The sequence below is a fragment of the Aeromonas sp. INTO2 genome (genome assembly GCF_049860605.1).
Lineage (GTDB): Bacteria > Pseudomonadota > Gammaproteobacteria > Enterobacterales > Aeromonadaceae > Aeromonas > Aeromonas caviae.
This window is the reverse complement of the sequence record NZ_CP187588.1, coordinates 652,167-678,828: the sequence shown is the minus strand read 5'-3', so window position 1 is coordinate 678,828 and position 26,662 is coordinate 652,167. Positions and strand designations below refer to the sequence as shown.

Annotated in this window: 21 protein-coding genes and 1 pseudogene; 16 read left to right on the top strand and 6 right to left on the bottom strand. The window is 63.9% G+C overall.

Features of this window, described 5'->3' with window-relative positions:
* Positions 1-54: 54 nt before the first annotated feature.
* From ACPW74_RS03290 to ACPW74_RS03275, 4 genes are all read left to right on the top strand, one after another.
* Positions 55-1,113: a glycosyltransferase family 2 protein gene (locus ACPW74_RS03290; RefSeq protein WP_041214702.1), complete on the top strand. Its 1,059-nt coding sequence runs from the start codon at positions 55-57 to the stop codon at positions 1,111-1,113.
* Positions 1,110-1,481: a GtrA family protein gene (locus tag ACPW74_RS03285; RefSeq protein WP_010673439.1), complete on the top strand. Its 372-nt coding sequence runs from the start codon at positions 1,110-1,112 to the stop codon at positions 1,479-1,481. The genes ACPW74_RS03290 and ACPW74_RS03285 overlap by 4 nt, the downstream gene beginning before the upstream one ends.
* Complete coding sequence (locus ACPW74_RS03280) at positions 1,481-2,647, top strand: hypothetical protein (RefSeq protein ID WP_325770703.1); 1,167 nt, start codon at positions 1,481-1,483, stop codon at positions 2,645-2,647. The genes ACPW74_RS03285 and ACPW74_RS03280 overlap by 1 nt, the downstream gene beginning before the upstream one ends.
* Positions 2,648-2,854: 207 nt before the next feature.
* Positions 2,855-4,978, top strand: coding sequence for an alpha-amylase (locus tag ACPW74_RS03275; protein ID WP_425858559.1), 2,124 nt, complete (start codon positions 2,855-2,857; stop codon positions 4,976-4,978).
* Between the two features lie 63 nt (positions 4,979-5,041).
* Here ACPW74_RS03275 and ACPW74_RS03270 read toward each other — a convergent pair whose 3' ends face one another.
* Positions 5,042-5,668: a glutathione S-transferase gene (locus ACPW74_RS03270; RefSeq protein ID WP_041213384.1), complete on the bottom strand. Its 627-nt coding sequence runs from the start codon at positions 5,666-5,668 to the stop codon at positions 5,042-5,044.
* Between the two features lie 158 nt (positions 5,669-5,826).
* Between ACPW74_RS03270 and ACPW74_RS03265 the strand changes: the two genes are divergently transcribed.
* The 5 genes and pseudogenes from ACPW74_RS03265 (at position 5,827) to ACPW74_RS03245 (ending at position 9,636) form a co-directional block, all read left to right on the top strand.
* Positions 5,827-6,471 carry a response regulator transcription factor gene (locus ACPW74_RS03265; RefSeq protein WP_010673435.1) on the top strand — a complete coding sequence of 215 codons (645 nt, stop codon included), beginning with the start codon at positions 5,827-5,829 and terminating at the stop codon, positions 6,469-6,471.
* A gap of 118 nt (positions 6,472-6,589) precedes the next feature.
* Positions 6,590-6,693: pseudogene (locus ACPW74_RS03260) on the top strand (DNA-binding response regulator); the annotation flags it as partial.
* Between the two features lie 154 nt (positions 6,694-6,847).
* Positions 6,848-7,429, top strand: a complete 582-nt coding sequence (locus tag ACPW74_RS03255) for a TetR/AcrR family transcriptional regulator (protein ID WP_125117452.1) — start codon at positions 6,848-6,850, stop codon at positions 7,427-7,429.
* A 72-nt stretch (positions 7,430-7,501) separates the two neighbouring features.
* Complete coding sequence (locus tag ACPW74_RS03250) at positions 7,502-8,359, top strand: alpha/beta hydrolase (protein ID WP_164882730.1); 858 nt, start codon at positions 7,502-7,504, stop codon at positions 8,357-8,359.
* Between the two features lie 116 nt (positions 8,360-8,475).
* Entirely contained in the window at positions 8,476-9,636 is a 1,161-nt protein-coding gene (locus tag ACPW74_RS03245; RefSeq protein WP_010673432.1) for a patatin-like phospholipase family protein, read from the top strand.
* A gap of 27 nt (positions 9,637-9,663) precedes the next feature.
* On the opposite strand, the gene ACPW74_RS03240 is transcribed toward ACPW74_RS03245, so the two are convergent.
* Complete coding sequence (locus tag ACPW74_RS03240) at positions 9,664-11,616, bottom strand: cation:proton antiporter (RefSeq protein ID WP_408763755.1); 1,953 nt, start codon at positions 11,614-11,616, stop codon at positions 9,664-9,666.
* Positions 11,617-11,809: 193 nt separating this feature from the next.
* Between ACPW74_RS03240 and ACPW74_RS03235 the strand changes: the two genes are divergently transcribed.
* The gene (locus ACPW74_RS03235) at positions 11,810-12,736 is read left to right on the top strand and encodes a GGDEF domain-containing protein (RefSeq protein ID WP_039039444.1); all 927 of its coding nucleotides are present in this window, start codon (positions 11,810-11,812) and stop codon (positions 12,734-12,736) included.
* A 42-nt stretch (positions 12,737-12,778) separates the two neighbouring features.
* Here the strand turns inward: ACPW74_RS03235 and tilS are convergent, their stop codons facing one another.
* On the bottom strand, positions 12,779-14,113 hold the full coding sequence (gene tilS / locus ACPW74_RS03230) for a tRNA lysidine(34) synthetase TilS (protein ID WP_052814346.1): 1,335 nt from the start codon (positions 14,111-14,113) through the stop codon (positions 12,779-12,781).
* 129 nt (positions 14,114-14,242) lie between these two features.
* On the opposite strand from tilS, the gene ACPW74_RS03225 reads away from it, so the two are divergent.
* The 4 genes from ACPW74_RS03225 to ACPW74_RS03210 all read left to right on the top strand — a co-directional run bounded on the left by ACPW74_RS03225 (position 14,243) and on the right by ACPW74_RS03210 (position 19,510).
* Positions 14,243-16,273, top strand: coding sequence for a M13 family metallopeptidase (locus ACPW74_RS03225; protein WP_182976004.1), 2,031 nt, complete (start codon positions 14,243-14,245; stop codon positions 16,271-16,273).
* Between the two features lie 112 nt (positions 16,274-16,385).
* Positions 16,386-16,823, top strand: coding sequence for a PliI family lysozyme inhibitor of I-type lysozyme (locus ACPW74_RS03220; protein ID WP_010673427.1), 438 nt, complete (start codon positions 16,386-16,388; stop codon positions 16,821-16,823).
* Between the two features lie 350 nt (positions 16,824-17,173).
* Complete coding sequence (locus ACPW74_RS03215) at positions 17,174-18,901, top strand: ABC-F family ATP-binding cassette domain-containing protein (protein WP_425858558.1); 1,728 nt, start codon at positions 17,174-17,176, stop codon at positions 18,899-18,901.
* Between the two features lie 72 nt (positions 18,902-18,973).
* Entirely contained in the window at positions 18,974-19,510 is a 537-nt protein-coding gene (locus ACPW74_RS03210) for a GNAT family N-acetyltransferase (RefSeq protein WP_151027928.1), read from the top strand.
* A gap of 36 nt (positions 19,511-19,546) precedes the next feature.
* Here the strand turns inward: ACPW74_RS03210 and ACPW74_RS03205 are convergent, their stop codons facing one another.
* The 3 genes from ACPW74_RS03205 to ACPW74_RS03195 form a co-directional block, all read right to left on the bottom strand.
* Positions 19,547-20,884, bottom strand: a complete 1,338-nt coding sequence (locus ACPW74_RS03205) for an IS4-like element ISAeme15 family transposase (RefSeq protein ID WP_261237945.1) — start codon at positions 20,882-20,884, stop codon at positions 19,547-19,549.
* A 111-nt stretch (positions 20,885-20,995) separates the two neighbouring features.
* The gene (yjeH, locus tag ACPW74_RS03200; RefSeq protein WP_041211297.1) at positions 20,996-22,276 is read right to left on the bottom strand and encodes an L-methionine/branched-chain amino acid transporter; all 1,281 of its coding nucleotides are present in this window, start codon (positions 22,274-22,276) and stop codon (positions 20,996-20,998) included.
* Positions 22,277-22,401: 125 nt separating this feature from the next.
* The gene (locus tag ACPW74_RS03195; protein WP_049636279.1) at positions 22,402-23,694 is read right to left on the bottom strand and encodes an HAAAP family serine/threonine permease; all 1,293 of its coding nucleotides are present in this window, start codon (positions 23,692-23,694) and stop codon (positions 22,402-22,404) included.
* Positions 23,695-24,190: 496 nt separating this feature from the next.
* On the opposite strand from ACPW74_RS03195, the gene ACPW74_RS03190 reads away from it, so the two are divergent.
* Positions 24,191-25,096: a LysR family transcriptional regulator gene (locus tag ACPW74_RS03190; RefSeq protein ID WP_201872230.1), complete on the top strand. Its 906-nt coding sequence runs from the start codon at positions 24,191-24,193 to the stop codon at positions 25,094-25,096.
* Positions 25,097-25,202: 106 nt separating this feature from the next.
* Positions 25,203-26,594 carry an MATE family efflux transporter gene (locus tag ACPW74_RS03185; RefSeq protein WP_425858557.1) on the top strand — a complete coding sequence of 464 codons (1,392 nt, stop codon included), beginning with the start codon at positions 25,203-25,205 and terminating at the stop codon, positions 26,592-26,594.
* The last annotated feature ends 68 nt before the right edge of the window (positions 26,595-26,662 follow it).

The following is a 26,662-nucleotide window of genomic DNA, read 5'->3' as shown; positions in this document are numbered from 1 at the left end:
GGAATGCCCCAAGCATCTGTTCCGTAAAATAATTCTTTCAATAAGGAAGTTCCCATGTCCCGTGCCGATTTTCGACTCTCTCTGGTCGTTCCCGTTTACAACGAGGAAGAGAGCATAGACGCCTTCATCAGCGCGATAGATACCGAACTGGCCCCGCTCAAAGACCAGCTTGAAATCGTGTTCGTCAACGATGGCAGCCGTGACCGCACCCGTGAGGTGGTCGAGCAGGCCATCGCCCGGGATCCCCGTGTGACCCTGGTCAACCTGGCCCGCAACTTCGGCAAGGAAGCGGCCATGACCGCCGGCCTGCACCAGGCCAAGGGCGACGCCATCGTCCCCATGGACGTGGACCTGCAGGATCCCCCCTCTCTCATTTTGGAGTTCGTCAAGCTGTGGCAGACCGGCGACTATGACACCGTCTACGGCATCCGGGTGGATCGCAGCGCCGATACCCCGATGAAACGCCTCACCGCCGGTGGCTTCTACCGCTTCTTCAACGCCCTCTCCACCAGCACCAAGCTGCCGGAGAACGCCGGTGACTTCCGCCTCATCGATCGCAAGGTGGTCGAGGCCATCAAGCAGTTGCCGGAGCGCAACCGCTTCATGAAGGGGCTGTTCGCCTGGGCCGGTTTTCGCGCCGTCGGCGTTCCCTACGAGCGCCCGGCCCGCCATGCCGGCGAAACCAAGTTCAACTACTGGAAGCTGTGGAACTTCGCCCTTGACGGCCTGATGAGCTTCTCCAGCTGGCCGCTGCGGGTGTGGAGCTACATCGGGGTCGGTGTCTCCTTCATCGCCTTCCTCTATATCCTCAAGATCATCACCCAGGTGCTCTTCTTCGGCATCGACGTGCCCGGTTACGCCTCCCTGATGTCGGTCATGCTGTTCCTCGGCGGCATCCAGCTGCTGTCGCTGGGCATCATCGGCGAGTACATCGGCCGCATGTTCGTCGAGGTGAAACAGCGCCCCGTCTACCTCATCGAAGGGGTCTACGGCCAGTACGCCAAGCAGGATGAAGAGCAGAAGCAGGAAGTGCCCACCACCAGCAAGAAGGGCGCTGGCAAGAAGGCCGCCGCGAAAGCCGCTGATGATCAGCAGGAGCAGGCGTCTCAATGATCTCCCGCGAGGAATTCTGGCGGCTGGTTCGCTTCGGTTTTGTCGGCGGGGGGGCCACCCTCGTCGATCTGGGTACCTCCATCGCCCTGTTTCATACCTGGCCGGCCATCTCCGAGCACCTGGTCACGACCCTGGCCTTTGCCGTGGCGTTCTGGTTCTCGTTCTTCGGCCATCGCTACATCACCTTCCAGAAACAAGGTGCCGCCAGCAAGTTCCTGCTGGTTGCCCTCTTCTCGCTGGCGGTGCGTAATCTCATCCTGAGCGGTTTGCTGTTTGCCGGTCTCTCCGGCCTGTTGCCGGTGGTGATCGCCACCCTGACCGTCACCGTGCTCACCTACGTTCTCTCCCGTATCTGGGTTTTTGCCTGATGAATGATATGACCAATACCGCCCCGTCAACCGGGGCTGCACTCCCCTATCGCCCGTCACTGTGCATCAGCGGCCGCGACTGGCTGATGATCGTCGCCGCCTTCGTGCTGAGCCGGGTGGCGCTCTATGGCATGGGCTATTTCGGCGTCCAGCTCTATGGCGCCACCGACATCGGGCCGCTGCAAGCCTACTGCCAGTTCGACTGCGTCTGGTTCCAGCGCATCATCGAGAATGGCTACGACCTCTATCCACGCTGGCTGAGCAAGGGCAATGCGGCGAACTGGGCCTTCATGCCCCTCTATCCCATGCTGGCCGGCGGTCTCTCCAGCCTGTTTGACATGGAGAGCCTCATCGGTCTGATGCTGGTGGCCAACATCGCCTTCTTCATCAGCCTGCCCCTGATGCTGCTGGTGCTGCGCCAGCTCAAGCTGGGGGACGACACCGCCCGCTTCGGGGTCTGGCTGCTGGCCTTCTCCCCCTTCTCCGCCTATTTCGTCTCCGGCTATACCGAGCCCATGTTCATGGCCTTGATGCTGGGAATGTTCCTGTTCGCCTACCGCGAACAGTGGCTCATGGTCGCCTTCCTCGGCATCTTCATCTCCGCCACCCGCAACCTGGGGGTGATGATGGTATTCCCGGTGTTGATCCTGGCCCTGCAGGCCTACGGCTGGCGCGAGTTCTTCCGCTTCACCGAGCGGGCCTTCAAGGTGGTGTTCACCCTCTGGCTCATTCCCCTCGGCCTCTTCTCCTACATGGTCTATCTCTATCACCTCACCGGGGATGCCCTGGCCTTCAAGCACATCCAGGTGGCCTGGGGCCGCTATATGGACAGCCCCCTGGACTGGTGGCTGAGCGGCTTCGAGCTGGGGGGGCGCAAGGCCTATCTCTCCATCATGGTGATCTTCGGCTGGTGCCTGAATGGCTACCTGTTCAGCCAGAAACGCTGGGCCGAAGCGACCCTGATGTTCATCTGCTGCACCATCCCCCTGATGACCGGCCTCAACGCCATGCCCCGCTACATGTTCGGCCTCTATCCGACCCTGCTGGCCATCGTGCTGCTGGCCCATCGCTGGCCTGCCATCCGCCCTGCGGTGCTCTGCATCAGCGGCATGGTTGCCTCCTTCATCGCGGTGGCCTTCGTCAACTTCAAGTTCTTCACCGTGTGACGCCACCCCGAATGCCTACAAGCCGGTCAACTGACCGGCTTTTTTCATGGCCGCGACACCCGGTTCACACTTTTCCATTCTTGAAAACGTAACCATTTGAACTGACGTCACAAATCGGTATTTTACCGGTCCAAGCCTGCCCCAGCGCGCCCTAGAATGAGTGCCTCAACGGACCCTGCTCCTCACACTCTGCTCAAGGAATGGCTTATGCGTCTCTCTTCGCGCCCCGCTCTTCGCCCATCACCCCTGTGGCTGGCCGTGCTCGCCACACCGCTGTTCATCGGTCAGGCGATGGCGGCCCCCGAGGTCTATCTCCATGTGGATGGCAAACCGGTGGCCGAGGCGCTGACGCTGGACAAGGGCACCGTCACCCTGACCCACAGACTGGACAAGGGGAGCCACCAGATCCGCATCAGCGATGCGGGCAACAGCTGCGGCACCAGCTTCGGGCCAACCGAGGCCAGGCCCCTTCCCTTCGGCACCGCCCAGCCCATGGACAAGTGCAGCAAGGGGACAGACTTCAATCTGAGGGTGATGCTGGCGGGGGACTACGAGTTCACCTTCAACCCCGATACCCCCAGCCTCAAGGTGTTGCGGGCAACCAAAAAGAGCGAGTTCAAACGCCAGCCTCCGGAAGAGCCCTGCATCAGCTGGGATGGCGGCCCGGTCACGACATCACTCAAGGGAGTCTGGCCCGACGGCACCCGGTTGCGGGATGCCTACTCGGGACAGGAAGCCGTGGTCAAAGGCGGCAAAATCACCCTGACACCGAGCAAGGAGAGCGGCGGCCTGCTGCTGCTCGAACCGGTCAAGGCCGCCAAGCCTGCTCCCTTCAGCTGGGATCAGGCGAGCGTCTATTTTCTGCTGACCGACCGCTTCCACAACGGCGATCCCGCCAATGATCACAGCTTCGGTCGTCAGAAGGATGGTCAGGACGAAGTGGCCACCTGGCATGGCGGTGACTTCAAGGGGCTGACCGAGAAGCTCGACTACATCAAGCAACTCGGCATCAACGCCATCTGGATCACCCCCATGGTGGAACAGGTCCACGGCTTCATCGGCGGTGGCGAACAGGGGAACTTCCCCTTCTACGCCTACCACGGCTACTGGGCGCTCGACTTCACCAAAATCGACCCCAACTACGGCGACGAAGAGAGCCTGAAGACCCTGGTGGACGAGGCCCACAAGCGCGGCATGCGGATCATCCTCGACGTGGTGATGAACCACGCAGGCTACGCCACCCTGGCGGATCTGCAGGATCTGGGGCTCACCGATCTCACCCAGAACACCGGCAAGCTGCCGAGTCGCTGGAACGAATGGCGCCCAAGCGGCGGCCTCAACTGGCATGGCTACAACCAGTTCATCGACTACCAGTCATCCCACTGGGACAAGTGGTGGGGCCCTGACTGGGTGCGCGCAGGCCTGCCCGGCTACCCGCAACCCGGCACCGACGACGTCACCGGCTCGGTGGCGGGACTGCCGGACTTCCTGACCGAATCCACCAGATCGGTGGGGCTGCCACCGCTGCTCGCTGCCAAAAAAGACACCAGGGCCAAGGCCCTGCCCGACGCCACCGTGAGCGATTACCTCATTGCCTGGCACACCGACTGGGTGCGCCGCTTCGGCATCGACGGCTTCCGTGCCGACACCGTCAAGCACCTGGAGCCCGCGGTCTGGGCCAGGCTCAAGCAGGCGGGCACCGACGCGCTCAAGGAGTGGAAGGCCGCCAACCCGGGCAAGGCACTCGATGACCTTCCCTTCTACATGGTGGGCGAGGTGTGGGATCACGGGGTCGCCAAGGACTTCTGGTACCAGCACGGCTTCGATTCCCTGATCAACTTCGACTACCAGCGTGAATTCGCCCTGCCCCAGGCCCAGTGCATGGCAGGGGCAGAGCCCACCTATGCGAGCTATGCCAGCCGCATCAACCAGGATCCCGAGTTCAACGTGCTGAGCTACATCAGCTCCCACGACACCAAGCTCTTCTTCGGCGACTACCAGGACGTGGCGCTGCAACGGCGGGTGGCCAACAGCTTCATGCTGCTGCCGGGGGGCATCCAGATCTACTATGGCGACGAGTCCGGCCGGGGACTGGCCAAGGATGGCGGCGTGTTCGATCAGAGCGTGCGCTCGGACATGAACTGGCAGGAGCTGGCGAGTGGCGAGAAGGCGGAGCTGGTCAAGCACTGGCAACGGCTCGGCCAGTTCCGTGCCGCCCACCCTGCCATCGCGGCGGGCAGCCACAAGAAGATTTCCGATGCCCCCTACGGCTTCGTGCGGGAGAAAGGAGAAGACAAAGTGGTCGTGGTCTTCGCAGGTCGGCAGAAATAGCGACCTGGCCTGAATAAAAAGGGGAGCCGATGGCTCCCCTTTTTTGTCTTGCCAACGCCCGCATCAATCAGACTGGCGGGCCGCCTTTGGCCACTGCAACCTCGCCCTGAGCAGGGTTTCCTGCCACAGGGGCCAGGCCAGCAAGGCCTGCTGATAGGCGCCAGCCTGACCGGGCAGCGAAATGCCATAGCTTGCCAGTCGATAGGCCATCACCGCATAGAAGGCATCCAGAATGCTCGCCTCGTCGAAATAGAAGGGCCCCCGCGCCTGGGACCAGAGGGTCTGCAACCGGGCCAGCTCGTCAATGACCTCCACCGGCGGTTCACTCTGGGTGGGCGCCCCCAGGAAGAAGGGCAGCAGGGTGCGGATCTGGCGAAAACCGGCGTGCAGCTCGGCGCACAGGCTGCGGGCCAGGGCCCGTTCGGCCTTGTCCACCGGATAAAGGTGACGCTCCGGGCAACACTCGTGGAGATATTCGGCGATGGCCAGAGAGTCGTGAATACGCAGCTCACCGTCGTCGAGCCAGGGCACCAGGCCGGCGGGGGCCGTGCGCTTGAGCCGTTGCAGCTCCTTGGTATCTTCCAGATCGAAGACCTGCTCCTGCCACTTGAGCCCGCTCATGGCCAGCACCAGCGCCGTTCTCATTGCCCAGGTGGAGCCCGTGCCCACCGTCAAAACCAGGGATCCCATCGATTGCCTCCTGCATGGGTTGTTTACTGGCCATCCCGCCGGCCCCGTGGCACGACATCCGATGACCACCTCACATTTGCGTACTGGCGGGTTTGACCCACTTGGGTAGCAGTGCTAGTTTGATTTTTCAAAACAATCAGTTAGCAACAATGTGAGCTATGGACAGCCAATTTACCATCGTCATCGCAGATGACCACCCCCTGTTTCGGGGCGCCCTCTATCAAGCGGTGCACATGGCCATCGACGACGCCAGATTGCTGGAGGCTGACTCCATCGACAGCCTGAGCCACCTGCTCGATGAACATCCCGACGTCGACCTGCTGCTGCTGGATCTCAAGATGCCGGGGGCCAACGGCTTCGAGGGGCTGGCCTATCTGCGCGGACATCACCCGGATCTCCCCATCGTCGTGGTCTCGGCCTCCGAGGATCCCGCCATCATCCAGCAGGTGCTGCGCCTGGGCGCGCTCGGCTTCATTCCCAAGTCCGTCCCCATGAAAGAACTGGTCAGCGCCCTCAATACGGTGATCGGGGGGGACAACTGGGTGCCGGAAGGCATCTCCCTCCATCCCGAGCCCAGCGAAGGGCCCGATTTCGCCACCAAGCTGGCCAGCCTCACCCCCCAGCAATACAAGGTGCTCATCATGTTGCGGGATGGCAGCCTCAACAAACAGATCGCCTGGGAGCTCAACGTTTCCGAGGCGACCATCAAGGCCCATATCACCGCGATTTTCCGCAAACTAGGGGTCAAGAACCGCACCCAGGCCGTCATCGCCCTCCAGCAGATGGATATCAAGGACAGTTGAGCCCCTTGCCATCATCAGAGCCCATATCACTCCGCCTTCCGCAAACTCGGGGTCAAGAACCGCACCCAGGCGGTCATCGCCCTCCAGCAGATGGATATCAAGGACAGTTGAGCCCCTTGCCACCATCAGAGCCCATATCACTCCGCCTTCCGCAAACTCGGGGTCAAGCACCGCACCCAGGCAGTCATCGCCCTGCAGCAAATGGGCATCAAGGACGACTGAGCTCGTCCCCGGCTGGCTTGTATCGAGCCAGCGCCCCCTCCAACAGACTCTCTGGCCCCCCGCGGCAGCCGGAAACGGCCTCCCTGCACCATTTGCGGCTCGACAATTAGCACGGTCGTACTTTATGCTGCCAGCCCAGAGAGAGGAGAGCCGGATGAGCAAGGGACGTCTGACCCGCGACACCATTTTGCAGACTGCATTCGAGCAGGCGAGCCAGCAGGGGCTTGAGAGCCTCACCATAGGCTCCCTCGCAACGGCCTGCGAGATGTCAAAAAGCGGTCTGTTCGCCCACTTCCAGTCCCGCGACAACCTCCAAATCGCCGTGCTCACCCATTCCGCCGAGGTATTTCGGGAGCGGGTGATCCAACCGGTGCGCCAACAGGGACACGCCACCCAGCAGGAGAAACTGCTCGCCCTGTTGCAGGCCTGGCTGGCCTGGAACCAGAGTTTTGCCGGCCGCTGCATGTTCCTCGATGCCTGGACCTCCGCCCAGGAGGGTGAGGTCCAGCAGGCGGCACGCGAGCTGGTCCGTTTCTGGCTCGACTACCTGGCACGCCAGGTAGTGCAGGGGCAGGCCAGAGGGGAGTGGCGCAGCGATCTCGATCCCTGGCGCGCAGTCTATCGCCTCTATGGCCTCTATCTCGGGGATCAGGTGTTCCATGCCCTGGGGCTCAGCGAGGATCCGGCCCGTCACTTCTGGCCCGAGGTGGAACAATTGCTGACCAGCTGGCGCTGACCCGACGGGCTCTTCTTTTTAAAAACCCGCAAAAAAGCACGACCGTTCGCACACAAAAGACACAGGATGACCATGAGCAGCAAGATCTACTTCAACACACGCCGCTTCAGCCCGAGCAAGTTGCTGCTGGGCCTCGGCACCCGCCTGCATCACGTGCTCGCGCCCACCCACGCCAAGCGCACCGCCAGCAAGCTGCTGCTCACCCCGCAGCGGGCGACCCGGGACGTCGAAGCCCCGGCCGGCCTGGTCGAGCAGGCCATCCACACCAGTGAAGGGACCCTGATGAGCTACCGGCTCGGCCAGGGGCCGGTCTGGCTGCTGATGCACGGCTGGTCAGGCAGTGCCAGCCAGTTCTATCCGTTGATGAGCCACATCGCCGCCCAGGGCTATACGGCCCTCGCCTACGATCACCCCGCCCACGGCCGGAGCGAAGGGAACAGGGGTCACCTGCCCCGCTTCGTGCGCGCTTTCGACGAGATCCTCGAGCGGGTCGGCCCCGTCCAGGGCGTCATCACCCACAGCATGGGGGGCGCCGTCACCCTCAGCAGCCGTCACCCGGCAATCGATACGCTGCCGCTGCTGCTCATCTCCCCGGTGCTCGACTACGTGCCCCAGCTCTACGGCATGGTGGCGCGCTCCGGCTACTCCATCCGGCTGTTCGATGCGGTGGTCAAGGAGATAGAACACAAATACCAGCACCCGCTCAGCACGGTTGACCCCCTTGGCCGGCTCGCCCGGCGCAGCGGCGCCGCCCTCATCGTTCACGACGAGGAAGACCGCTTCGCCCCCCACCGGGACTCCCTACGCGCGGCCCAGGATGGCAGAACCCGACTGGTGAGCACCCGGGGGCTCGGCCATGGCCGTATTCTGGCAAGCCCTCCAGCCTTCGCCGCCTTCGATCAACTGAGCCAGACGCCCTTGGCAAACTGAAAATGAAACGGGCCGCAAAAATTGAGCGTGCGGCCCATTTTATCCGGTATACAACGTCTTATAGTTGAATTGCGCGGTGGCAACCCGCCCTGGCGATCACGATAAGGCGCACCCTCATGGCCAGACCCAATACTGCTCTTCTGCTGACCGGTGGTGGTGCCCGCGCCGCCTATCAGGTCGGCGCACTCAAGGCGGTGGCCGAACTCTACCCCCGCAACATCGGCATCCCCTTCCCCATTTTGTGCGGCACCTCGGCGGGGGCTCTCAACATCACGGCGCTGGCGTGCTACGCCTCCTGCTTCCATCTGGGGGTGCGCAAGCTGGAGTGGGTCTGGCGACGTTTCGAGACCCACCACATCTTCGACTTCCACCCCTGCCAGCTGCTGTGGCGCACCCTCTATCAGGGCTCGGCCGGCCTCATCACCCCCCAGAGCAACCGTGCCTTCCACCTGTTCGACAACGCCCCCCTGCGCCGTCTGCTGGATCAGCTCATCGACTATCACCGCATCGATGACAACATCCTCTACGGCAGCCTGGAGGCCATCGCCATCACGGCCTCCGACTACGATGACGGCCTCTCCACCACCTTCTTCCAGGGGCGGGCCGAACATCAGCCCTGGGAGCGCGCCAGACGACGTGGCCTGCGAACCCTGCTCACCTCGGATCATCTGCTGGCTTCGTCGGCGCTGCCCTTTGTCTTTCCCGCCACCCCCATCGGCGATCGCGTCTACGGGGATGGTTCCATCCACCAGCTGAGTCCGCTCAGCCCCGCCATCCATCTGGGGGCGGAGCGGATCCTGCTGGTGACCCTGGACTCCCCTCACAGGGAGAACCCGACTCCCCGCCAGGGGCACCTGACCAGCTCCAACATCGCGAGCCATCTGCTCAACACCGTCTTCTCCGACACCCTCAATTCGGATCTGGAGCGGCTCGGGCGCATCAACCAGACCCTTTCCCTTATTCCGGCACGGGAGCGCAGTCGACTGAAACTGCGCCAGGTGGAGACCTGCGTGATCCGCCCCAGCCAGGATCTCGACCTCATCGCCCTCGAATACCTCCCACGGTTGCCGACCCAGCTGCGCCGTCTGCTGCGAGTGCTCGGGGTCAACGGCGAAGAGAGCAGCAGCCTGGCCAGCTTCCTGATGTTTGACCCCGGCTATTGCCAGCGGCTCATCAAGCTGGGATACCAGGACGCGCTGGATCACCGCCAGCGCATCGAGGCCTTCCTCGACCTGCCGGGCAGCGGGAGGCAGCAGCAGTTTCGCGAAGAGGCCTGAGGGGCCTTATCCCATGGCAAGGAGATCCTAGCGTCCCTCCAGCAGGCGCTGCTCGGCCTGTTCCATGGCCACGGCCGTGCCGAAAAGCACCAGGGTATCTCCCGCCGCCAGCACCAGCTCGCGCCTGGGATCCAGGCTGCGCTCCCCGCGATGAATCGCCTTGATGCGCACCTCTCCCAGGGCGAGATCCCGTACCCTGTGTCCCACCGCCCAGGCCTGGTCGTGCAGCAGCACGGGATGCAGCCGCTCGAGCAGTTGATCCGTCTCCAGATTGCCCGCACTCTTGCCGCCCCAGTAGAAACCGTGCAGAAAGCGATACTGGCTGCTGCGCTCGTGCTCCATGCGCCGGATCACCCGGCCGATGGGAATGTCGCAGTTGAGCAGCAGGTGGGAGACCAGCATCAGGGCTCCCTCCTGGGATTCGGGGATCACCTCGAAGGCGCCGGCCTGCTTGTAGTGTTCAAGGAAGCTGTCATCCCGGGTGCGTACCAGCACCTTGATCTCCCCCGCCAGCTCCCGGATCAGCGTCAGCATGGCATCGACCCGCTTTTGATCGTCGAAGGTGATGATCACCAGCCGCGCCCGCAACAGACCGGCCGCCAGCAGGATGTCGCGCCGGCTGGCATCGCCGAACGCCACCTGCTCCCCCGCGAGCTTCGCCTCACTCACCCGCTCGGGATCGAGATCCAGGGCCAGGAAAGGTATCTCTTCGAGCTTGAGAAAGCGGGCACAGGTTTGGCCGGTGCGTCCGAACCCGGCGATGATGACGTGCTGGTGTTTGCTCAGGCCCGACTGGGCCACCTCGGCGCGAGAGAGCAGGGCACTGTCGGTGAGGGAGTGGGCAAGCCCCAGCGCCCGCAACACCAGCCAGGGGGTGAGGGCGATGGAGATGACACCGATGCCGATGAGCAGAGAGACCAGCTGGTGGTCCAGCAAGCCGTGATGACTCGCCAGCGCCAGCAGCACAAAACCGAACTCCCCGACCTGGCTCAACATGATGCCAGCGGCCATGGCGTCGCGCTTGCGCTCCCCCATCAGGCGGCCCGCCAGCAATATCAGCAGCGACTTGCATAGGATGAGCCCCGTCACACAGGCCAGCACCTGCCACCAGGCGTCCGCCACCAGCGCCCAGTCCATGGTCATGCCGATGGTAATGAAGAAGAGCCCCATCAACACGTCGCGAAACGGCTTGATGTCCACTTCGAGCTGATGACGATAGTGGGACTCCCCCAGCATCATGCCCGCCAGGAAGGCACCGAGCGCCATGGAGAGCCCCATCCACTGGGTCAGGGAGGCCGCCAGCAATGCCACCAGCAGGGCACTCAGTACGAAGAGTTCGTCTGAACGTGCGCGCGCCACCTCGAAAAACAGCATGGGCAGCAGCCACTTCCCCACCGCCAGCAGCACGGAGAGCGCAAACAACCCCTTGAGGGAGGCCCAGGCGACCTCCGCCAGCAGGGCGCTGCCCTGCACCTCGGGCTGGGCCAGGATGGGGATCATCACCAGCAGGGGCACCACGGCGAGATCCTGGAACAGCAGCACGCTCACCCCGAGCTGGGCTCGCCGGGTATGGAGCTGCTTGAGCTCGCCCAGCTGCTTGATCACCACGGCGGTGGAGGAGAGCGCCAGGGTGCCTGACACCACCAGCGCCTGGGCCAGGCTCAGCCCCCACCACCAGCCGAGCCCGAAAAACAGCAGTGAGGTGAGCAGCACCTGCAGGCTGCCGACCCCCAACACCAGCTTGCGCATGGCGAGCAGACGCGGCAGGGAGAACTCGAGCCCGAGGGAGAACATCAGGAACACGATGCCAAGCTCCCCTATGGTCTGCATCATGGCCTGACCCGTGACGATGGCCACGCCGTGGGGGCCGAGCAGCATGCCGGCAAACAGATAGGCAAGGATCACCGGCTGGCCGAGGCGCCGGAAAATGGCCACCAGCACAACGGCGAAGATCAGCAGGATCAACACATCGGCGTACACCCATCCCTCTCCTTCATCTGCCCGGCGCCCTCTTCCCTGACACAGCAAGCACAGCGCCCGCTCCCCATATGGCACGCCACTCGCTCAGCGGCAGGAATTTCCCCTCCCGTTTCATCCCGTTAAGCCTAGCCAGCCCCCTTGTTTTTCATCGGACATATTTTAGGCACAGGGCTTGCAGGAGCCTGTGCAATGAATGGAGAGGTGTAAGGGCTGTAACGTGGAAAACACATCGTCATTGAACGGCTTCGGACATGGCATAGAGCAGTGGGTACAGCAGATGGAGCGGCTTGCGCCCTTGACCGGGCAGGACCGCTATCAGCAGATAGAGCAGTTGCTGGGGCAACGGGATCTTGACGCCCTGCTGGCAATCTTTGCCGAGCGGGTGGCAAACATTGTCCGGATCCACTCGCTCCAGTTCGACTGTGGCCAGCCCCATCCCCTCATCTCGCACCCGCCCCAGGCCAGGCTGACCCTGCATGCCTATCGCTTCGAGCTACGGGGACGACACGAGCAGTTGCTCGGCCAGTTGCACTACGAGCTGGAGCACCCTCTGAGCGACGGCCAGAGGCGGTTGCTTGAGCAATATCATCAGCTGTTCAGTCTCCCCCTGCCCCTCTATCTGCGGCTGGATCGGCTGGAACAGCAGGTGCGGCTCGACCACCTGACCGGGCTTGGCAATCGCGCCTACTTCGACGAGGCCATCGGCCGGGCGGTGGAGCAACACAGCCGGGAACCCCACGGCCTGGTGCTGGTGCTGCTGGATCTCGACAGATTCAAGCAGGTCAATGACACCTGGGGCCACCCGGTGGGCGACCTGGTGCTAAGCCGCTTCGCCCAGTTGCTGCAGGGGTGCATTCGCGGGACGGATCAGGCGTTTCGCCTCGGCGGGGACGAGTTTGCCCTGCTGCTGCAACCCGCGGACCCCGAGGCCTGGCGCCCGGTCTGGCTGCGGTTGCAACATGTGCTCCACAGCCACAAGGAGCTCAGCGCCTTCTCGGTGGGGTGCAGCCTGGGAGCCGCCAGCTGGCAGTCGGGCATGGATGTGCAGCGCCTCTACGAGACGGCCGATACCCATCTCTACGCCCGCAAGAAAGCCGGGGGCTCCGGCCTGCCCGAATAGGGCATCACCCTTCCCCTCCCGGCCCCCTGTCACTCTGCGATGTCAATCTGCATCCGGGGTGACGGGGGGCCGCCACTCCCACGCCACCCCCTCTTCTGGCGCCAGAAATCCGTCGCAGACAAAGAGCCCGGCCACCAGTGCCACCTGTTCACCGTAGTAGAGGATGGGAATGCGCCCCCGCTGCCAGGAGGGCACCCCGTACTCTTGCAGCAGCTTCTTGAGCCGCCGGCTGCCCACCCGCCCCACCGGTTTCAGCATGACGCCGGGGGCGACCTGAAAACGCACCGAGAGCGGCTCGTCCCCCCTCGGTGTCCGCAACCCTTCGCCATCCGTTCTCCAGAGCCTGAACTGCCCGAGCCCGTCCGGCAGGGTGAGCGTCTCTTCCATCCGGATGGGCAGCACCTCCTCGCGGGGGGCGAGATCCGGCGCCACCAGGTACAGGCGCCCCTGATAGCGGCGGCACGCCAACCCTTGCAGGCTCAGCCTGGGGTTGGCGTCATCGCGCGCCAGCGCCACCTCCTGCCACAGCAGGCCCAGCAGCTCGCGGGAGGGCATCTCTCCCCCCTGGCGGCGGATCCAGTGGCGCAGCAGGTTGTTGCGCCGCACGGGGGAGAGGGAGAGGAGTCCGTCAATGCGCAGCCCTTCTCCCTCACCCACCGCCTGCCAGTCCGCCTCGGCCAGCTCGCTGATGAGCGCCTCCTGCTCGGCGCACAGGGCCATGGTGCGCGCCGTCGTCCGGGCCATGGCGGGCCAGCGGTCCTTGAGCAGGGGGATGATCTGCTGGCGCAGGAAGTTGCGGTCATAGCTCGGGTCCTCGTTGCTCTCATCCTCAACCCAGCCATAAGGAAGTGACTGCGCGGCTTCCGCCAGCTCGGCCCGGCTCATGTCGAGCAAGGGGCGCAACAGATGGCCTGCGGCAAAAGGCTGGCTCGCCACCATGCCCGCCAGTCCGCGCAGACCGGCACCCCGCTTGAGCGCCAGCAGCAGGGTCTCCAGCTGATCATCCTGATGGTGAGCGGTGAGCAGCCACTCCCCTTCCCCCAGGTGGGCGGCGAGTCGCTCATAACGCGCCGCCCGCGCCTGGGCCTCCAGGCTCTCCCCGTTGCCCCGACAGAGCTGCACCCGCTCCACGATGAGGGGCACCGCCAGTTGCCGGCACACCCCTTCGCAGTGAGCCACCCAGTGGTCGGCATGTGGGCTCAGGCCGTGATGAACGTGCAGGGCGTTCAGGGCGAGGCCATGGGCACGGGCAAAACGGGCCGCCAGCACCAGCAAGACGGTGGAGTCGAGCCCGCCGCTGAAAGCCACCAGCAGACCGCGGGAACCTTCCGGCGCGGGCAGGGTCTGACAAAAACGAGAATAAATACGAGAAATCATAGGCTTCCCCAATACGACCAGGCCGATCTTAGCAGAGTCGGGCTTATCAAGCGCTAACCCGGCTGCTAGAGTGAATCGCTCCCTGCGTGGGCAAGGAAGCCATATAACCCGAATTGGAATAAAACCATAATGAACAACAAGAAACACATCCTGGCCACCCTCGTCGGGCTGGCCCTGCTGGCCGGTTGCAGTCAGGCACCGAACCAACCGGACAAACACTCCGGCCTTGCGCTGGCCAACATGGACACCAGCGTCAAACCTGGTGACGACTTCTTCCGCTACGTGAACGGCCACTGGCTCGCCACGGCCAAGATCCCCGATGACAGGCCCGCCGACGGCGCCTTCTACCTGCTGCGGGACAAATCCCTGGCGGACGTGCGGGTGCTGGTGGAGGGGCTGGATGGCAAGGCCGCCGCCGGCACCCCTGCACAGCAGATCCACGACCTCTACCAGAGCTATCTGGATCAGGCCGCCCGCAACGCCAAGGGCACCACGCCCCTGCTGCCGATGCTGAGCGAGATAGAGCAGATCAGCACGCCGCAGGATCTCGCCCGCGCCTTCGCCCAGAGCGCCCGCACCGGTGGCGGCTCCCCCTTCGGTTTCTGGATAGACGCCGACGCCAAGGCTCCTGACAGCTATGCCGTCTACCTCTACCAGGCCGGCCTCGGCCTGCCGGATCGGGACTACTACCTCAAGCGCGACCCCAACAGCCAGGCACTGCTGCACAAGTACGAGCAGCACATCGCCGCCATGCTGGCCCGCTTCGGTGAGACGGATGCCCAGGCCAAGGCGAAACGCATCCTGGCCCTCGAGACCAGGCTCGCCCAGATCCAGTGGGACAACGTGGCCCTGCGGGACAGAGAGAAGAACTACAACAAGGGACCGGTGAGCGAGCTGGGGCGCCTCGCCCCCGCCATCGACTGGGACACCTACCTGGCCCAGGCCGGCCTTGCGGGGCAACAGAGCCTGGTCATCGGCCAGCCCACCTACCTCTCGGCCCTGAACGAGGTGATGCAGCAGACTCCGGTCGCTGACTGGCAGGCCTACCTCAAGTGGCAGCTCATCACCGATTACGCCCCCTACCTCGACAGCCAGACCGATGCCCAGAATTTTGCCTTCTTCGGCACCGCCCTGAGCGGCACGCCCAAGCAGCGCGCCCCCTGGGAGCGGGCCCTCGGGGTGCTGGACAACAACCTCGGGGAGGCGGTGGGCAAGCTCTATGTCGAGCGCTACTTCCCGCCAGCGGCCAAGGCCCGTATGGAGCAGCTGGTGGAGAACCTGCGCACCGCCTACGGCCAGAGCATCCAGGAGCTGGACTGGATGTCCCCGGCCACCAAGACCCAGGCCCTCGAGAAGCTCGCCAAGTTCAGACCCAAGATCGGCTACCCGGACAAGTGGAAGGACTACAGCGCCATCACCATTCGCCCCGACGATCTGGTGGGCAACCTGCAGCGGGCCCGCGCCTTCGAATACGCCGACAACCTGGCTCGCCTCGGCAAGCCGGTCGATCGGGACGAGTGGCACATGTCCCCCCAGACGGTGAACGCCTACTACAACCCGAGCAACAACGAGATCGTCTTCCCGGCCGCCATTTTGCAGCCCCCCTTCTTCGACATGACGGCGGACGATGCGGTCAACTACGGCGCCATCGGCGGGGTGATCGGCCACGAGATGGGCCACGGTTTTGATGATCAGGGGGCCAAATCCGACGGTGACGGCGTGATGCGCGACTGGTGGACGCCGGCGGATCTCAAGGAGTTTCGCTTCCGCACCAGCCGGCTGGTGGCCCAGTACAACCGCTTCGAGCCCATCAAGGGCCAGTACGTCAACGGCCAGTTTACCCTGGGGGAGAACATCGGCGATCTCGGCGGCCTCACCATCGCCCACAAGGCCTACCTGCTCTCCCTGGATGGCAAGGAGGCCCCGGTGCTGGACGGTTTTACCGGCGAGCAGCGCTTCTTCCTCGGCTGGGCCCAGGTGTGGAAGGGCATGTATCGCCCCGAGCTGATGCAGATGCTGCTCGCCTCGGATCCCCACTCGCCGCCGGAATACCGGGTCAACGGCGTGGTACCGAACATCCCCGCCTTCTACGAGGCATTCAAGATCCAGCCCGGCGACAAGCTCTATCTGGACCCGGCCAAACGGGTCAAGATATGGTGATGACAACCCGGGCAGGGGGCGGCCGACCAGCGGCCCCCTGCCCGCTTCCGACGTGGCAGGGAAGCGTCCCCTGCTCGTCACAGACACACAAGCAGCAACAAGGGTCCTCTCCATGAAAGCCTTATTCCTTACTCTCGGCCTGCTCACCCTGCCCCTCGCCAGCCAGGCGGCGGACGGCTTCTTCAAACAGCTGACACTCCCCTCCGGCCAGGTGGTGACCGTCAGCGAAGGGCGCGGCGAGCCCGCCTCCACCGGCAGCTACGACGTGCGCCTCTACTCCGGTGCCAACCCCCAGTTTCCGCTGGATCAGTTCATCGACGGCAAGGTGCTGCCGCGCGATGGCAGTATCAAGGAGATCAAGCTGCTGGATCTCAACGGCGACAAGCAGCCTGAAGTCATCGTCGTGGTGGAGAGCGCCGGCAGCGGCAGCTACCTGAGCGCCGACGCCCTCACCATCAATCCCCAGGAGGGGCTGGAGAGCTTCAACCACGTGGAGGGACTGGCCCCCAGTGACGATGTGATTGAGGCCCTCAAGACCCCCCGCGACTGACCCCCCACGCCCCGTATCACGGGGCGTTTTTTTACCCCGCGCCTCCCGATGCGGTGCCCGCGGCCCCCCACAGGGCGGATGGACGACTGTTTTTTTCTGTGCCTATAATCGCCGCACCCTGCCATAACGAAACACAAGGAGGTAAAAAATGGTTATCCAAGCGTGTCCGATGTTCTCGGCTCGCCTGTTCGGCACATTCAAGTGCTCTTGCCTGCATACCATCGCGCTGCGATAGCGGGTTCGAGCAAAGCCGACTCCCTTCCATACCGAGACCTTTCTCGACTCTGCCGTTGTCGCCAGCGCTCCTGATGACAGGGATTTCCCATCCCGCGATTTAAGAGAGCAAGAGCATGACAACCCTGATGAGTACCCATTCCCTGCAGATGAGTGCGGGGCACCTTCCCTTATTTGATCACCTCGAACTCGGCATTCGCGCAGGCGACCGACTCGGCCTGATTGGCGCCAACGGCTGCGGCAAGAGCACATTGCTCGCGCTGCTGGCGGGCGAGCGCACGCCCCAGGCCGGCCGGGTCGTGCAGGCCGCCGCCTGCCGCTGCGAGTTCGTGGCCCAGCAACTGCCCGCCGGGCTTTCCACCCTCAGCACCCGCGCCGTGCTGCTGGATGCACTGGGCAATGACCCCGCCGCCGAATGGCAGGTGGACAAGCTGCTGGCCGAACTGCAGCTGGAGGCCCAGGCCACGTTGCCGGTCAGTGCACTGAGCGGTGGCCAGCACAGCCGGCTGCAGATAGGCCGCGCCCTGCTGCGCCAACCCAACCTGCTGCTGCTCGATGAGCCCAGCAACCACCTGGACTTGCCCGCCCTGCTCTGGCTCGAGCAGTTTCTGCTGGGCTGGCGCGGCGCCTTCGTGCTGGTCTCCCACGACGCTCGCCTGCTGGACAGCGTCACGGATCAGACCCTGATCCTGCGAGACGGCCAGTTGCACCGCTTCGCCCTGCCCTGCAGCCCGGCCAGGGCGGCACTGGCTGCCGAGGATGAGCAGGCCCGCCTGCGCCGGGCAGATGAGCAAAAGGAGATAGACCGCCTGAGCGCCAGCAGCAAGCGCCTCGCCATCTGGGGGCGGGAGCATGACAACGAGAAGCTGGTGCGCCAAGCCAAGTCCATGGAAAAGCGCATCGCCCGCCTGCAGGAGGAGCAGAGCCAGGTGGCGGCGCTGGCCCCCTGGCGGCTCGAGCTGCGCGGACTGAGCCTGCCTGCCGACACCCTGCTGCGACTGGAAGCCCTCGACGTATCGCCGGCACCGGCACTGCCGCCGCTGCTGCGTGCCGAGGGGCTCTGGCTGCGGGCAGGGGACAGGGTCGCCCTGCTCGGTGCCAACGGCACCGGCAAGTCCTCCCTGCTGCGCCAGTGCTGGCGCGAACTGACTGACCTGAGTCCGCAGGCGGGCTGGTACTGCCACCCCGGCGCGAGCATCGCCTATTACGATCAGTCCCTGCAGCAGCTGGCTGACGACGCCACCCTGAGCGACGCGCTGTACCCCCTGGCCCCTCTGCCTGAGGTGACGCGGCGACAGGCGCTGATCCGGGCGGGCTTCCCCTATGCCCGCCACGGCCAGCAGGTGCACACCCTGAGCGGGGGCGAGCGGGCACGGTTGCTGTTCCTCGCCCTGTCCCTCGGCAGCCACCACATGCTCTGGCTCGACGAACCCACCAATCACCTGGATCTTGCGGGCAAGGAGGAGCTGGCCGACGCCATTGCGGCCTTCCCCGGGGGCGTGCTGCTGGTCTCCCACGACCGGGAGCTGATCGAGCGCAGTTGCAACCGCTTCTGGCTGATACAGGACGGGCGCATCCAGGAGGCTCACAGCGCCGAGCGGGCCTATGCCGAGCTGCTGGGCGATGCCCCCTTGCCGCAGGCGGGCAGCCCGGCTCGATCAGGTGACCCGCAGACCGCGGCCGCCACGGGGGATGACGAAGAGGCGCTGCTGGCGCGCTGGTATGAGCTCGATGCCCTGCTCGCCGCCGATCTGGCCCGCAAGCCCAGGCACCAGACCCCGCGCCTGCAGCAGCAATGGCGTGACGAGCTGGCGCGCCTTGCCGAGCGGCTCGGGTTTGCCTGACGCCAGCCCGGATCATCCATTTCTTGTTACGCAACACACGCGGCCAGCCACGGCTGGCCGCAAGGAGTCATCATGACATCAGCACCACCCCACATCAGGCTGGATCCCGTCACCGACACCGACCTGCCTCACATCTATCGCGGCCTCTCCGATCCCCGGGTCGTCGCCTACTACGGCGTCAGCTACGACAGCCTGGCGGCATGCCGGGCACAGATGGATTGGTATGCCGAGCTGACCCGCACCGGCCGTGGCGCCTGGCACCTCATTCGCGACCGGCACACGGGCGAACCGCTGGGGGCCATCGGCTACAACGATGCCGACCCGACTCACCGGTGTGCCGAGCTGGGCTACTGGCTCTATCCCGAACACTGGGGCAAGGGGGTGATGAGCGCGGCGCTGCAACTCTGGCTACCGCTCACTTACCGCACCACCGACCTGCACCGGCTTATGGCAGTGGTGGAGGAGCCCAACCTCCCCTCAGCCCGCCTGCTGGAGAGGGCCGGTTTTCACTACGAGGGCACGGCGCGGGAGTGCGAGCGCAAGGGGGATGGCTTCATCTCCCTGCGCCACTACGCCATCTTGCGCAGCGACCTGCCCGCCAGCCTGTGACCAGCAACAAAAAGCCCCGCACTGCGGCAATGCTGTTCACTTAAGCGGAGCCGCATTGCGATTTACCGGAAAACGGGTCTTTGATATCTTCACCGCCCTGGGTCTCGATGGCCTGGGGCGTTTTTCTATGAACATGACGCCTATGCAGCCCCGCAACTCCGCCAACCTCCGTGGCGTATGGGCTGGCGATAACGCGCCCGCCATCACTGCCATCTGGTTCGCGATGAACTGACAGGCAAACTTAAAGCTCACCTCATTGGGCGCTCGCTGATGGGCTACGGCGGCCTGGCTGGCCTCCCGCCTGACCAGATTGTATCCAAGCAGCAATCCCCACAGCTCCTGATAGACCAAGCCCACTTTCTTGCTTCTCAGCGTGATGGCGTTGTGCTGCATCGCGCTTTTGATATCCCGGTATCCCAGCTCGATTTCCCAGCGCTCGTGGTACAGGGTCGCCACCTGAGCTGCACTGAATCGCGCCACGGGCAGGGAGGTAAAGACCGTTTTCTCCTTGCCTGCCACCTCATAGGTCACTGCGCGAACTTGCCAGTGTGTCGGCAACGCCGGGTTTTTCTTGCGAGCCTGAGGCGAGACCGTCATTTGCAACAGACGGTCACCGTCGCCATAGCGCTCAAGTTCCGTGTATACCAGCCCCTTGCGTTCCGGGATGAGCCAGTGACGGTCGGTGTCTTCGGCCTGAATACGCAGCAACAGGTCGGCACCGAAGAAGCCTTTATCCAGCAGGGTCACTGACTTGTCCGGCAATGAGTGAATGAACTCGCTGGCCAGGGGGATTTCCCCTTTGCGGTACGGGCTGATGGCCGCGTTGGCAATGACATGCGAGCGGACATTCATGAGCGTGACCAACCGCAGCATCGGGTAGGGTGTCTGCCGGTTGGTTGAGGTGTTACCCGAGCCGAAATGTGCTCTGAGTTCAGGCATATCCTGGGTTCGGAACAGGGCCCCATCGATGGCAAAGACCTGTAAACCGTGCCAATGGTCTTCAGGATAACGTTCCCGCCCCCACACATCGGCGCACTGTTTGAACAGCCACTCGAGCGGCTGTTTGCCGAGTCGCTGACGGGCCTGAGACAGGGCACTGTCCGCGAGCAAGGCATCATTGGCCAACCCTTCTGCACAGATGTTGAGGCGCCGAGCGACCTCGGAGATGGGCTCATTGCGGAAAAAGGCCATCCCCACGACGAGCCACAAGACCATATCAGAAGGTAAGCGGCGTCGGCGGATAGTGGCCTTTTCAGACAAGGCGGCAGCGGCAGTAATCCATTCGTCGGGAATATGGTCGGCAAAAATGGCCAGCCGAGCCAGCATGTCGCCAGATGCCTCAACAACATCGTTCAGATCGTTTGCAATAGACATAAAAAAAATCCGGAACCAGTGATTGGTTCCGGATTGTCCTACAGCAGAAGGATCGGTCAATGGATCCTTAACTGATCAGCATTGCCGCACTGCGGGGCTTTTTTTCGGGAGTTACTTGATGGCGCAGACACCCTCATCGGACGCCGAGCGGCGGCGTCTGCGCCGCCACAGGGAGAAGCCGCCATACCCCAGGCTCAGCACGACGGCATAGAGCACCTGGGTAGCGAGGGCCAGCAGCACCAGGGTGCAGAGCAGCACGCTGAGGCCCGCCAGCCCCTTGCCGGTCCCCGACAGCAAGCGCCAGCCGGCCGCCATGCAGAGCAGATAGACCAGCACGAAGTTGCCATTGGCGTAGCGGATCAACGCATCGAGGGGCAGACGCAGCCAGAGGATCAGGGTGATGGAGACGAAACAGATGGCGAGCACCCAGGCAAGGGCATGCAGGGGAGCGCCCCGGGCCGAGAGGCGAGAGAGGGAGACCGGCAGTTTGCCCTCCCGCGCCATGCTCCAGATAAGGCGCGCAAAACCTTGCAGGTAGATGTTGATGCTGGCGAAGCAGGAGAGATAGCCCAGCACCGCCACCAGCCACTTGGCGGTGGGGCCGAACAGCAGGGAGAGCAGGGCCGGAATGGCGGTGGCATTGGTCGCCTCGTCCCCGTAGAGGTCATATTTGAGCACCACCAGGGAGTGTACCCAGTAGATGAGCCCCGCCAGCAGCACGCCCCCCAGCAGGGCAAGGGGGTAGTCCCGCTCCGGCCGCTTGAACTCCTCCCCCATGTGGGCGAAGGCCTCGAGCCCCACGAAACACCAGAACATCACCGCCAGCGCCGAACCCATGGCGGGCCACTCGCTCGCCGTTGGCAGAGGCTGGGCGGCATCGCGCCAGCTGAGATCCCCCTTGACCCAGATAAGCAGGGTGAGCCCCAGAATGGCCAGGGCGATCAGCAGTTGCAGGTTGCCGGAGGAGCGCGCTCCCCGCAGCCCCAGCAGAAAGACCCCGAGCAGGGTGAGCAGCTGGATGCCCCAGAGGGTCCACTCCCCCATGTCGAACAGGGCGTGCCAGAAACCGGCGGCGATGGTGAGGGCGGCAGGCAGGCCCACCGGCAGCACCGCCAGAAACAGGAAAGCAGAGAAGCGCTCGGCGCCGTTGCCAAAGGCGAGGCCAATCAGATGGGGGGCGCCACCCGCGTGGGGATAACGCCGCCCGAGGCGGGCGAAGGTAAAGGCGATGGGCAGCACCAGAGCAATCAGCAGCAACCAGGCCCACAGCGACGCCCCTCCCGCCAGCGAGGCGGCGGTGGCCGGTACCACGAAGATCCCGGTACCGAGCAGGGAGGTGGCGAGCAGCCCCATCCCCTGCCAGAGCCCGAGATCCTTTTTCAACCCAGACATATCCTGTTGTCCCGTCTAGAAAAACATCCCGCCATGTTAGGCCGCCACCACCGCTTTGTTAAGCATTTGTGCCCATAAAAAAACCGCCCCGGGGGGCGGCTTTCTCACAGGGATGAACGCTGTCATCAGGCAATCAGCTTGTAGATGATGCCGGACATGGCGATGAGGCCGATGAGGGTGACGAAGCCGTTGCTGAGGTTGCCGGCATATTTGCGCATGGCCGGTACCTTGGCGATGGCGTACATCGGCATCAGGAAGAGCAGCATGGCGATGATGGGGCCGCCCAGATCTTCAATCATGCCGAGGATGCTCGGGTTGATGGTGGCCACGGCCCAGGTGGTCAGGATCATGAAGACCGCGGTCACCTTGTTCAGCTGCTTGACGTCGACGTTCTTGCCCTTCTCGCGCAGGGACTTGGCCATCAGGCCGTTCATGCCCTCTTGCGCACCCAGGTAGTGACCCAGGAAGGACTTGCTGATGGCAACCATGGCGATGAGCGGTGCCACGGTGGCGATCACCGGGTTGTCGAAGTGGTTGGCCAGGTAGGAGAGGATGGAGATGTTCTGCTCCTTGGCCGCCGCCAGGTCAGCCGGGGAGAGGCTCAGCACGCAGCTGAACACGAAGAACATCACCGTCATCACCATCATGACGTGGGCGCCCAGCAGGATGTTGCTGCACTTCTTCTCGGCGTTGGCGCCGTAGCGGCCTTTGTTGTCCACCGCGAAGGAGGAGATGATCGGGGAGTGGTTGAAGGAGAACACCATCACCGGGATGGCCAGCCACAGGGTCTTGATGAAGTCGCCGTTGAAGGCCTCACCCAGCGCAGGGGCTTCGGTGATGATGGCACCGTTCCAGTGCGGGATCAGGTAGAGCGCCAGGCCCATCAGAGTGACCACGAACGGGAAGACCAGCACGCTCATCGCCTTGACGATGACCTGGCCGCCCAGGCGAACGATCGCCATCAGACCCAGGATCAGCACCAGGGAGAGGATGGCACGGGGAGGTGCCGTCATGCCCAGCTGGTGCACCATCAGGCTCTCGACGGTGTTGGTAATGGCCACGGAGTACATCAGCAGGATGGGGTAGATGGCGAAGAAGTAGAGCAGGGTGATGAACTTGCCTGCGGTCTTGCCGAAGTGCTCTTCCACCACCTCGGTGATGTCGCCGTCACGGGTGGAGCCGGACAGCACGAAGCGGGTCAATCCACGGTGGGCGAAGAAGGTCAGCGGCAGGGCCAGGATCAGCATGGCGACCAGCGGCCACAGGCCACCGACACCGGCATTGATCGGCAGGAAGAGGACACCGGCGCCGATGGCGGTACCGTACAGACCCAGCATCCAGACCACGTCGGCCTTGTTGATGCCACGGGAGGAGGCTTTGCTCAAGCTGCCTTCAACTGCAATGTTCATGTCAGACATAGGGGTGTTCCTGTCATCAAGGAAAGTGGGATCTTAACTTGTCAGTGGGCCTGGGCCCGGTTCCTTTCCCTGGAACTCCAGCTATTCGTCCTGTTTGTTCCTCCGCCCCGGCCATCCGGCCGCCACTCCCTGTGGCAACCTGATTGCAACAAACACGGGCGGGGAGTCGTAATACAGAGGGGATCGTGCTCGCTCGTTAACAACGGGATAACGCTCACCTCATCCGATGAGATGACTCTAGTTAAAAGGCCCTATTAATCACAGCGTTTTTTTGAATTAATCAACCAAAGTTTGATTGGAATCGCCTTTCCGTCGCTTCAGATCACACTTGAATCGCCATATTGCGATTTTTTTTTAACATATAAACTTTTTGGTGTAATCCACCTCACCCTTGAAACGCGCAACAATTTTGTCACAACCCCCTCATTGCCCCCCGATTGTCTCCCGTCGCCCCATGGCGTACCCTTTGTGTCCGCCCCTTTTCTGCGTACCGACCATGACCCTCTCCCGCACCGATCTCGCCGAGCTGGCCGTGTTTGCCGCCGTCGCCCGTCACCGCAGTTTCAGCAAGGCCGCCCTCGAGCTCGGGGTCTCCGCCTCGGCCCTGAGTCATGCCCTCAAAGGGCTGGAGAGTCGCCTGGCCGTCAGGCTGCTCAATCGCAGCACCCGGGCCGTGGTGCCGACCGAAGCGGGCGAACGGCTGCTGGCCCAGGTACTGCCGACCCTGGGGCAACTGGAGGCGGCGCTGGCGGAGCTGACGCGCCACGCGGGCGAACCCGTGGGCAGGCTCAGGCTCTGTGCCCCGCGAGCCGCCATCCAGGAGGTGCTGGCCCCGGTGCTCATCGACTATCTGGTGCGCTACCCGCGCATGCAGGTGGAGGTGGAGGAGCTGGAGCTGATGCCCCGCCTCATCGAGGATGGCTACGACGCCGCCCTCTTCTACGGCGACCTGCTGCCCCAGGAGATGATCTCGGTTCCCCTGGGCCCGCAGCAGCGCTATCTGGTGGTGGGCTCCCCCGACTATCTGGCACGGCGTGGCACCCCTCGCCACCCCTCGGATCTGCGCCAGCACGACTGCATCGGCTACCGGCTCACGCCCCATCACCACTATCGCTGGGCCTTTGCCGCCGAGGGGGAACTGCTGGAGATCGAAGTGACGGGCCCGCTCACCACCAGCACGCCCGCGCTCTATCTGGGGGCGGCCGAGGCGGGGCTCGGGCTCGCCTACTGCCATGAAGGGGAGGTGTTCGACGCACTGGCATCGGGGCGGCTGGTGAGCGTGCGGGATGACTGGAGCCCCAGCTTTGCCGGGTTCAACCTCTTCTATCCGGGCCGGCACCAGCTGGGGCAAGGGCTGCGAGCCCTGATCGACATGCTGAAGGAGTATCACAGGATCCGTTGATTGATGAAATCTATTCAGCAATCCATCAAATGAAAGCCTGATTATCAATTAAACCATAAGAAACTAGACTGTCTGCTCGATTCCGGCCCTTTTCCCGAGTACAGATATGTCCGCCTACTTCCGTCTGCGTCAACGGGCCATGGCCCGCCGTTTCTGGGGCTATGCCCTCCCCTCCGTCATGGCCGTGCTGGTCTCCGGCGCCTACTACCTGGTAGACGGCATCTTCGTCGGCCACTACGTGGGGGCCGCCGGCCTTGCCGGCATCAACCTGGTCTATCCGGTCATCATGGTGCTCATCGGCCTCGCCGCCATGATCGCCATGGGGGCCGCCACCGCCATCTCCTTCCAGCAGGGCGCCAGGAACCTCGCTCTGGCCCGCCAGGCTCTGGTCAGCGCCCTCTGGCTGCTGCTGATCCTGGGCACGGTAGCGCCGCTGCTGCTGCACCACTGGCACACCGATATCCTGCAGGCCCTGGGAATGGCCCCCGGCACCGACACCTGGCAGCGGGCCAGCGACTACCTCACCTGGATTGGCGGTGGCACCCTGCTGCTCGCCAGCAACCTGGCGGTGCCCTACCTGCTTCGCAACGACGGCCGCCCTCGCCTCGCCATGGTACTGGTGAGCGGCGGCGCCCTCCTCAACATCCTGCTCAACTACATCATGGTGGGCCGGCTCGGGCTCGGCCTCACCGGCACGGCCCAGGCCACCCTCCTCTCGGAGGCCGTGGTCAGCCTGCTCGGCCTGGGGTACTTCTTCTCCCGCCACGCCCGGTTGCGGCTGACCTGGCGCCAGCTGGTGCCACGCTTCCCGGCCATGCCCGGCCTGCTCTTCACCGGGCTGCCGAGCCTCATCGCCCAGTTCAATCTGGGGCTGCTGTTGCTGCTGCACAACAGCCAGCTGATGGTGCACGGCACGGTCAAGGATCTGGCGGGCTTTACCGTGGCGGGATACACGGAGGCGGTCTTCATCGTCATCCTGCAGGGACTGGCGTTTGGCATCCAGCCCCTGGTGAGCCAGGCAGCCGGGGCCGGGCGCTATCGCGACCTCCAGTTCCTGATGGCGATGGGGCTCAAGATCACCCTGGTCTATGGCCTGGGGGTCTGGCTGATTGTCCAGCTGCTGCCGCAGCCGGTCGCCATGCTCTACACCGGTGATCAGGACGCAGAGCTGCTCGCCGCCGCCATCAGCAGCCTGACCCTCAACCTCGCTGCCCTGCCCCTGGAGGGGATCGTCATGTTCGGCATCGTGCTGTTGCAGGCCATGGCCCGCACCCGCCAGGCCCTCGTCATCTCCGTGGCCAAGACGGTGCTGCTGCTGCCCCTCATCTTCCTGCTGCCCCTCTGGTGGGGGCGCGACGGGGTCTTGATGGCACAGCCCGCCACCGTGCTGCTGCTGACGCCCCCCCTGTGCTGGCTGCTGTGGCGGGAGTGGCGGGCCCTGAGCCCTGCCGGAGGGCGTGCTTCCGTCCGTATGCAACGGGCGCTGACCGCTCCCTGAGGCCCGCCCCGGCGTCCCCCCACAAACGTCGCCCATAAAAAAAGTCCCCGCATGCGGGGACTTTTTAT

What these genes read in the sequence shown, in the direction of transcription:
- ACPW74_RS03290 (WP_041214702.1), top strand. Translation starts at nt 55, where the DNA reads ATGTCCCGTGCCGATTTTCGACTCTCTCTGGTCGTTCCCGTTTACAAC.
- ACPW74_RS03285 (WP_010673439.1), top strand. Translation starts at nt 1,110, where the DNA reads ATGATCTCCCGCGAGGAATTCTGGCGGCTGGTTCGCTTCGGTTTTGTC.
- ACPW74_RS03280 (WP_325770703.1), top strand. Translation starts at nt 1,481, where the DNA reads ATGAATGATATGACCAATACCGCCCCGTCAACCGGGGCTGCACTCCCC.
- ACPW74_RS03275 (WP_425858559.1), top strand. Translation starts at nt 2,855, where the DNA reads ATGCGTCTCTCTTCGCGCCCCGCTCTTCGCCCATCACCCCTGTGGCTG.
- ACPW74_RS03270 (WP_041213384.1), bottom strand. Translation starts at nt 5,668, where the DNA reads ATGGGATCCCTGGTTTTGACGGTGGGCACGGGCTCCACCTGGGCAATG.
- ACPW74_RS03265 (WP_010673435.1), top strand. Translation starts at nt 5,827, where the DNA reads ATGGACAGCCAATTTACCATCGTCATCGCAGATGACCACCCCCTGTTT.
- ACPW74_RS03255 (WP_125117452.1), top strand. Translation starts at nt 6,848, where the DNA reads ATGAGCAAGGGACGTCTGACCCGCGACACCATTTTGCAGACTGCATTC.
- ACPW74_RS03250 (WP_164882730.1), top strand. Translation starts at nt 7,502, where the DNA reads ATGAGCAGCAAGATCTACTTCAACACACGCCGCTTCAGCCCGAGCAAG.
- ACPW74_RS03245 (WP_010673432.1), top strand. Translation starts at nt 8,476, where the DNA reads ATGGCCAGACCCAATACTGCTCTTCTGCTGACCGGTGGTGGTGCCCGC.
- ACPW74_RS03235 (WP_039039444.1), top strand. Translation starts at nt 11,810, where the DNA reads ATGGAGAGGTGTAAGGGCTGTAACGTGGAAAACACATCGTCATTGAAC.
- tilS (WP_052814346.1), bottom strand. Translation starts at nt 14,113, where the DNA reads ATGATTTCTCGTATTTATTCTCGTTTTTGTCAGACCCTGCCCGCGCCG.
- ACPW74_RS03225 (WP_182976004.1), top strand. Translation starts at nt 14,243, where the DNA reads ATGAACAACAAGAAACACATCCTGGCCACCCTCGTCGGGCTGGCCCTG.
- ACPW74_RS03220 (WP_010673427.1), top strand. Translation starts at nt 16,386, where the DNA reads ATGAAAGCCTTATTCCTTACTCTCGGCCTGCTCACCCTGCCCCTCGCC.
- ACPW74_RS03215 (WP_425858558.1), top strand. Translation starts at nt 17,174, where the DNA reads ATGACAACCCTGATGAGTACCCATTCCCTGCAGATGAGTGCGGGGCAC.
- ACPW74_RS03210 (WP_151027928.1), top strand. Translation starts at nt 18,974, where the DNA reads ATGACATCAGCACCACCCCACATCAGGCTGGATCCCGTCACCGACACC.
- ACPW74_RS03205 (WP_261237945.1), bottom strand. Translation starts at nt 20,884, where the DNA reads ATGTCTATTGCAAACGATCTGAACGATGTTGTTGAGGCATCTGGCGAC.
- yjeH (WP_041211297.1), bottom strand. Translation starts at nt 22,276, where the DNA reads ATGTCTGGGTTGAAAAAGGATCTCGGGCTCTGGCAGGGGATGGGGCTG.
- ACPW74_RS03195 (WP_049636279.1), bottom strand. Translation starts at nt 23,694, where the DNA reads ATGTCTGACATGAACATTGCAGTTGAAGGCAGCTTGAGCAAAGCCTCC.
- ACPW74_RS03190 (WP_201872230.1), top strand. Translation starts at nt 24,191, where the DNA reads ATGACCCTCTCCCGCACCGATCTCGCCGAGCTGGCCGTGTTTGCCGCC.
- ACPW74_RS03185 (WP_425858557.1), top strand. Translation starts at nt 25,203, where the DNA reads ATGTCCGCCTACTTCCGTCTGCGTCAACGGGCCATGGCCCGCCGTTTC.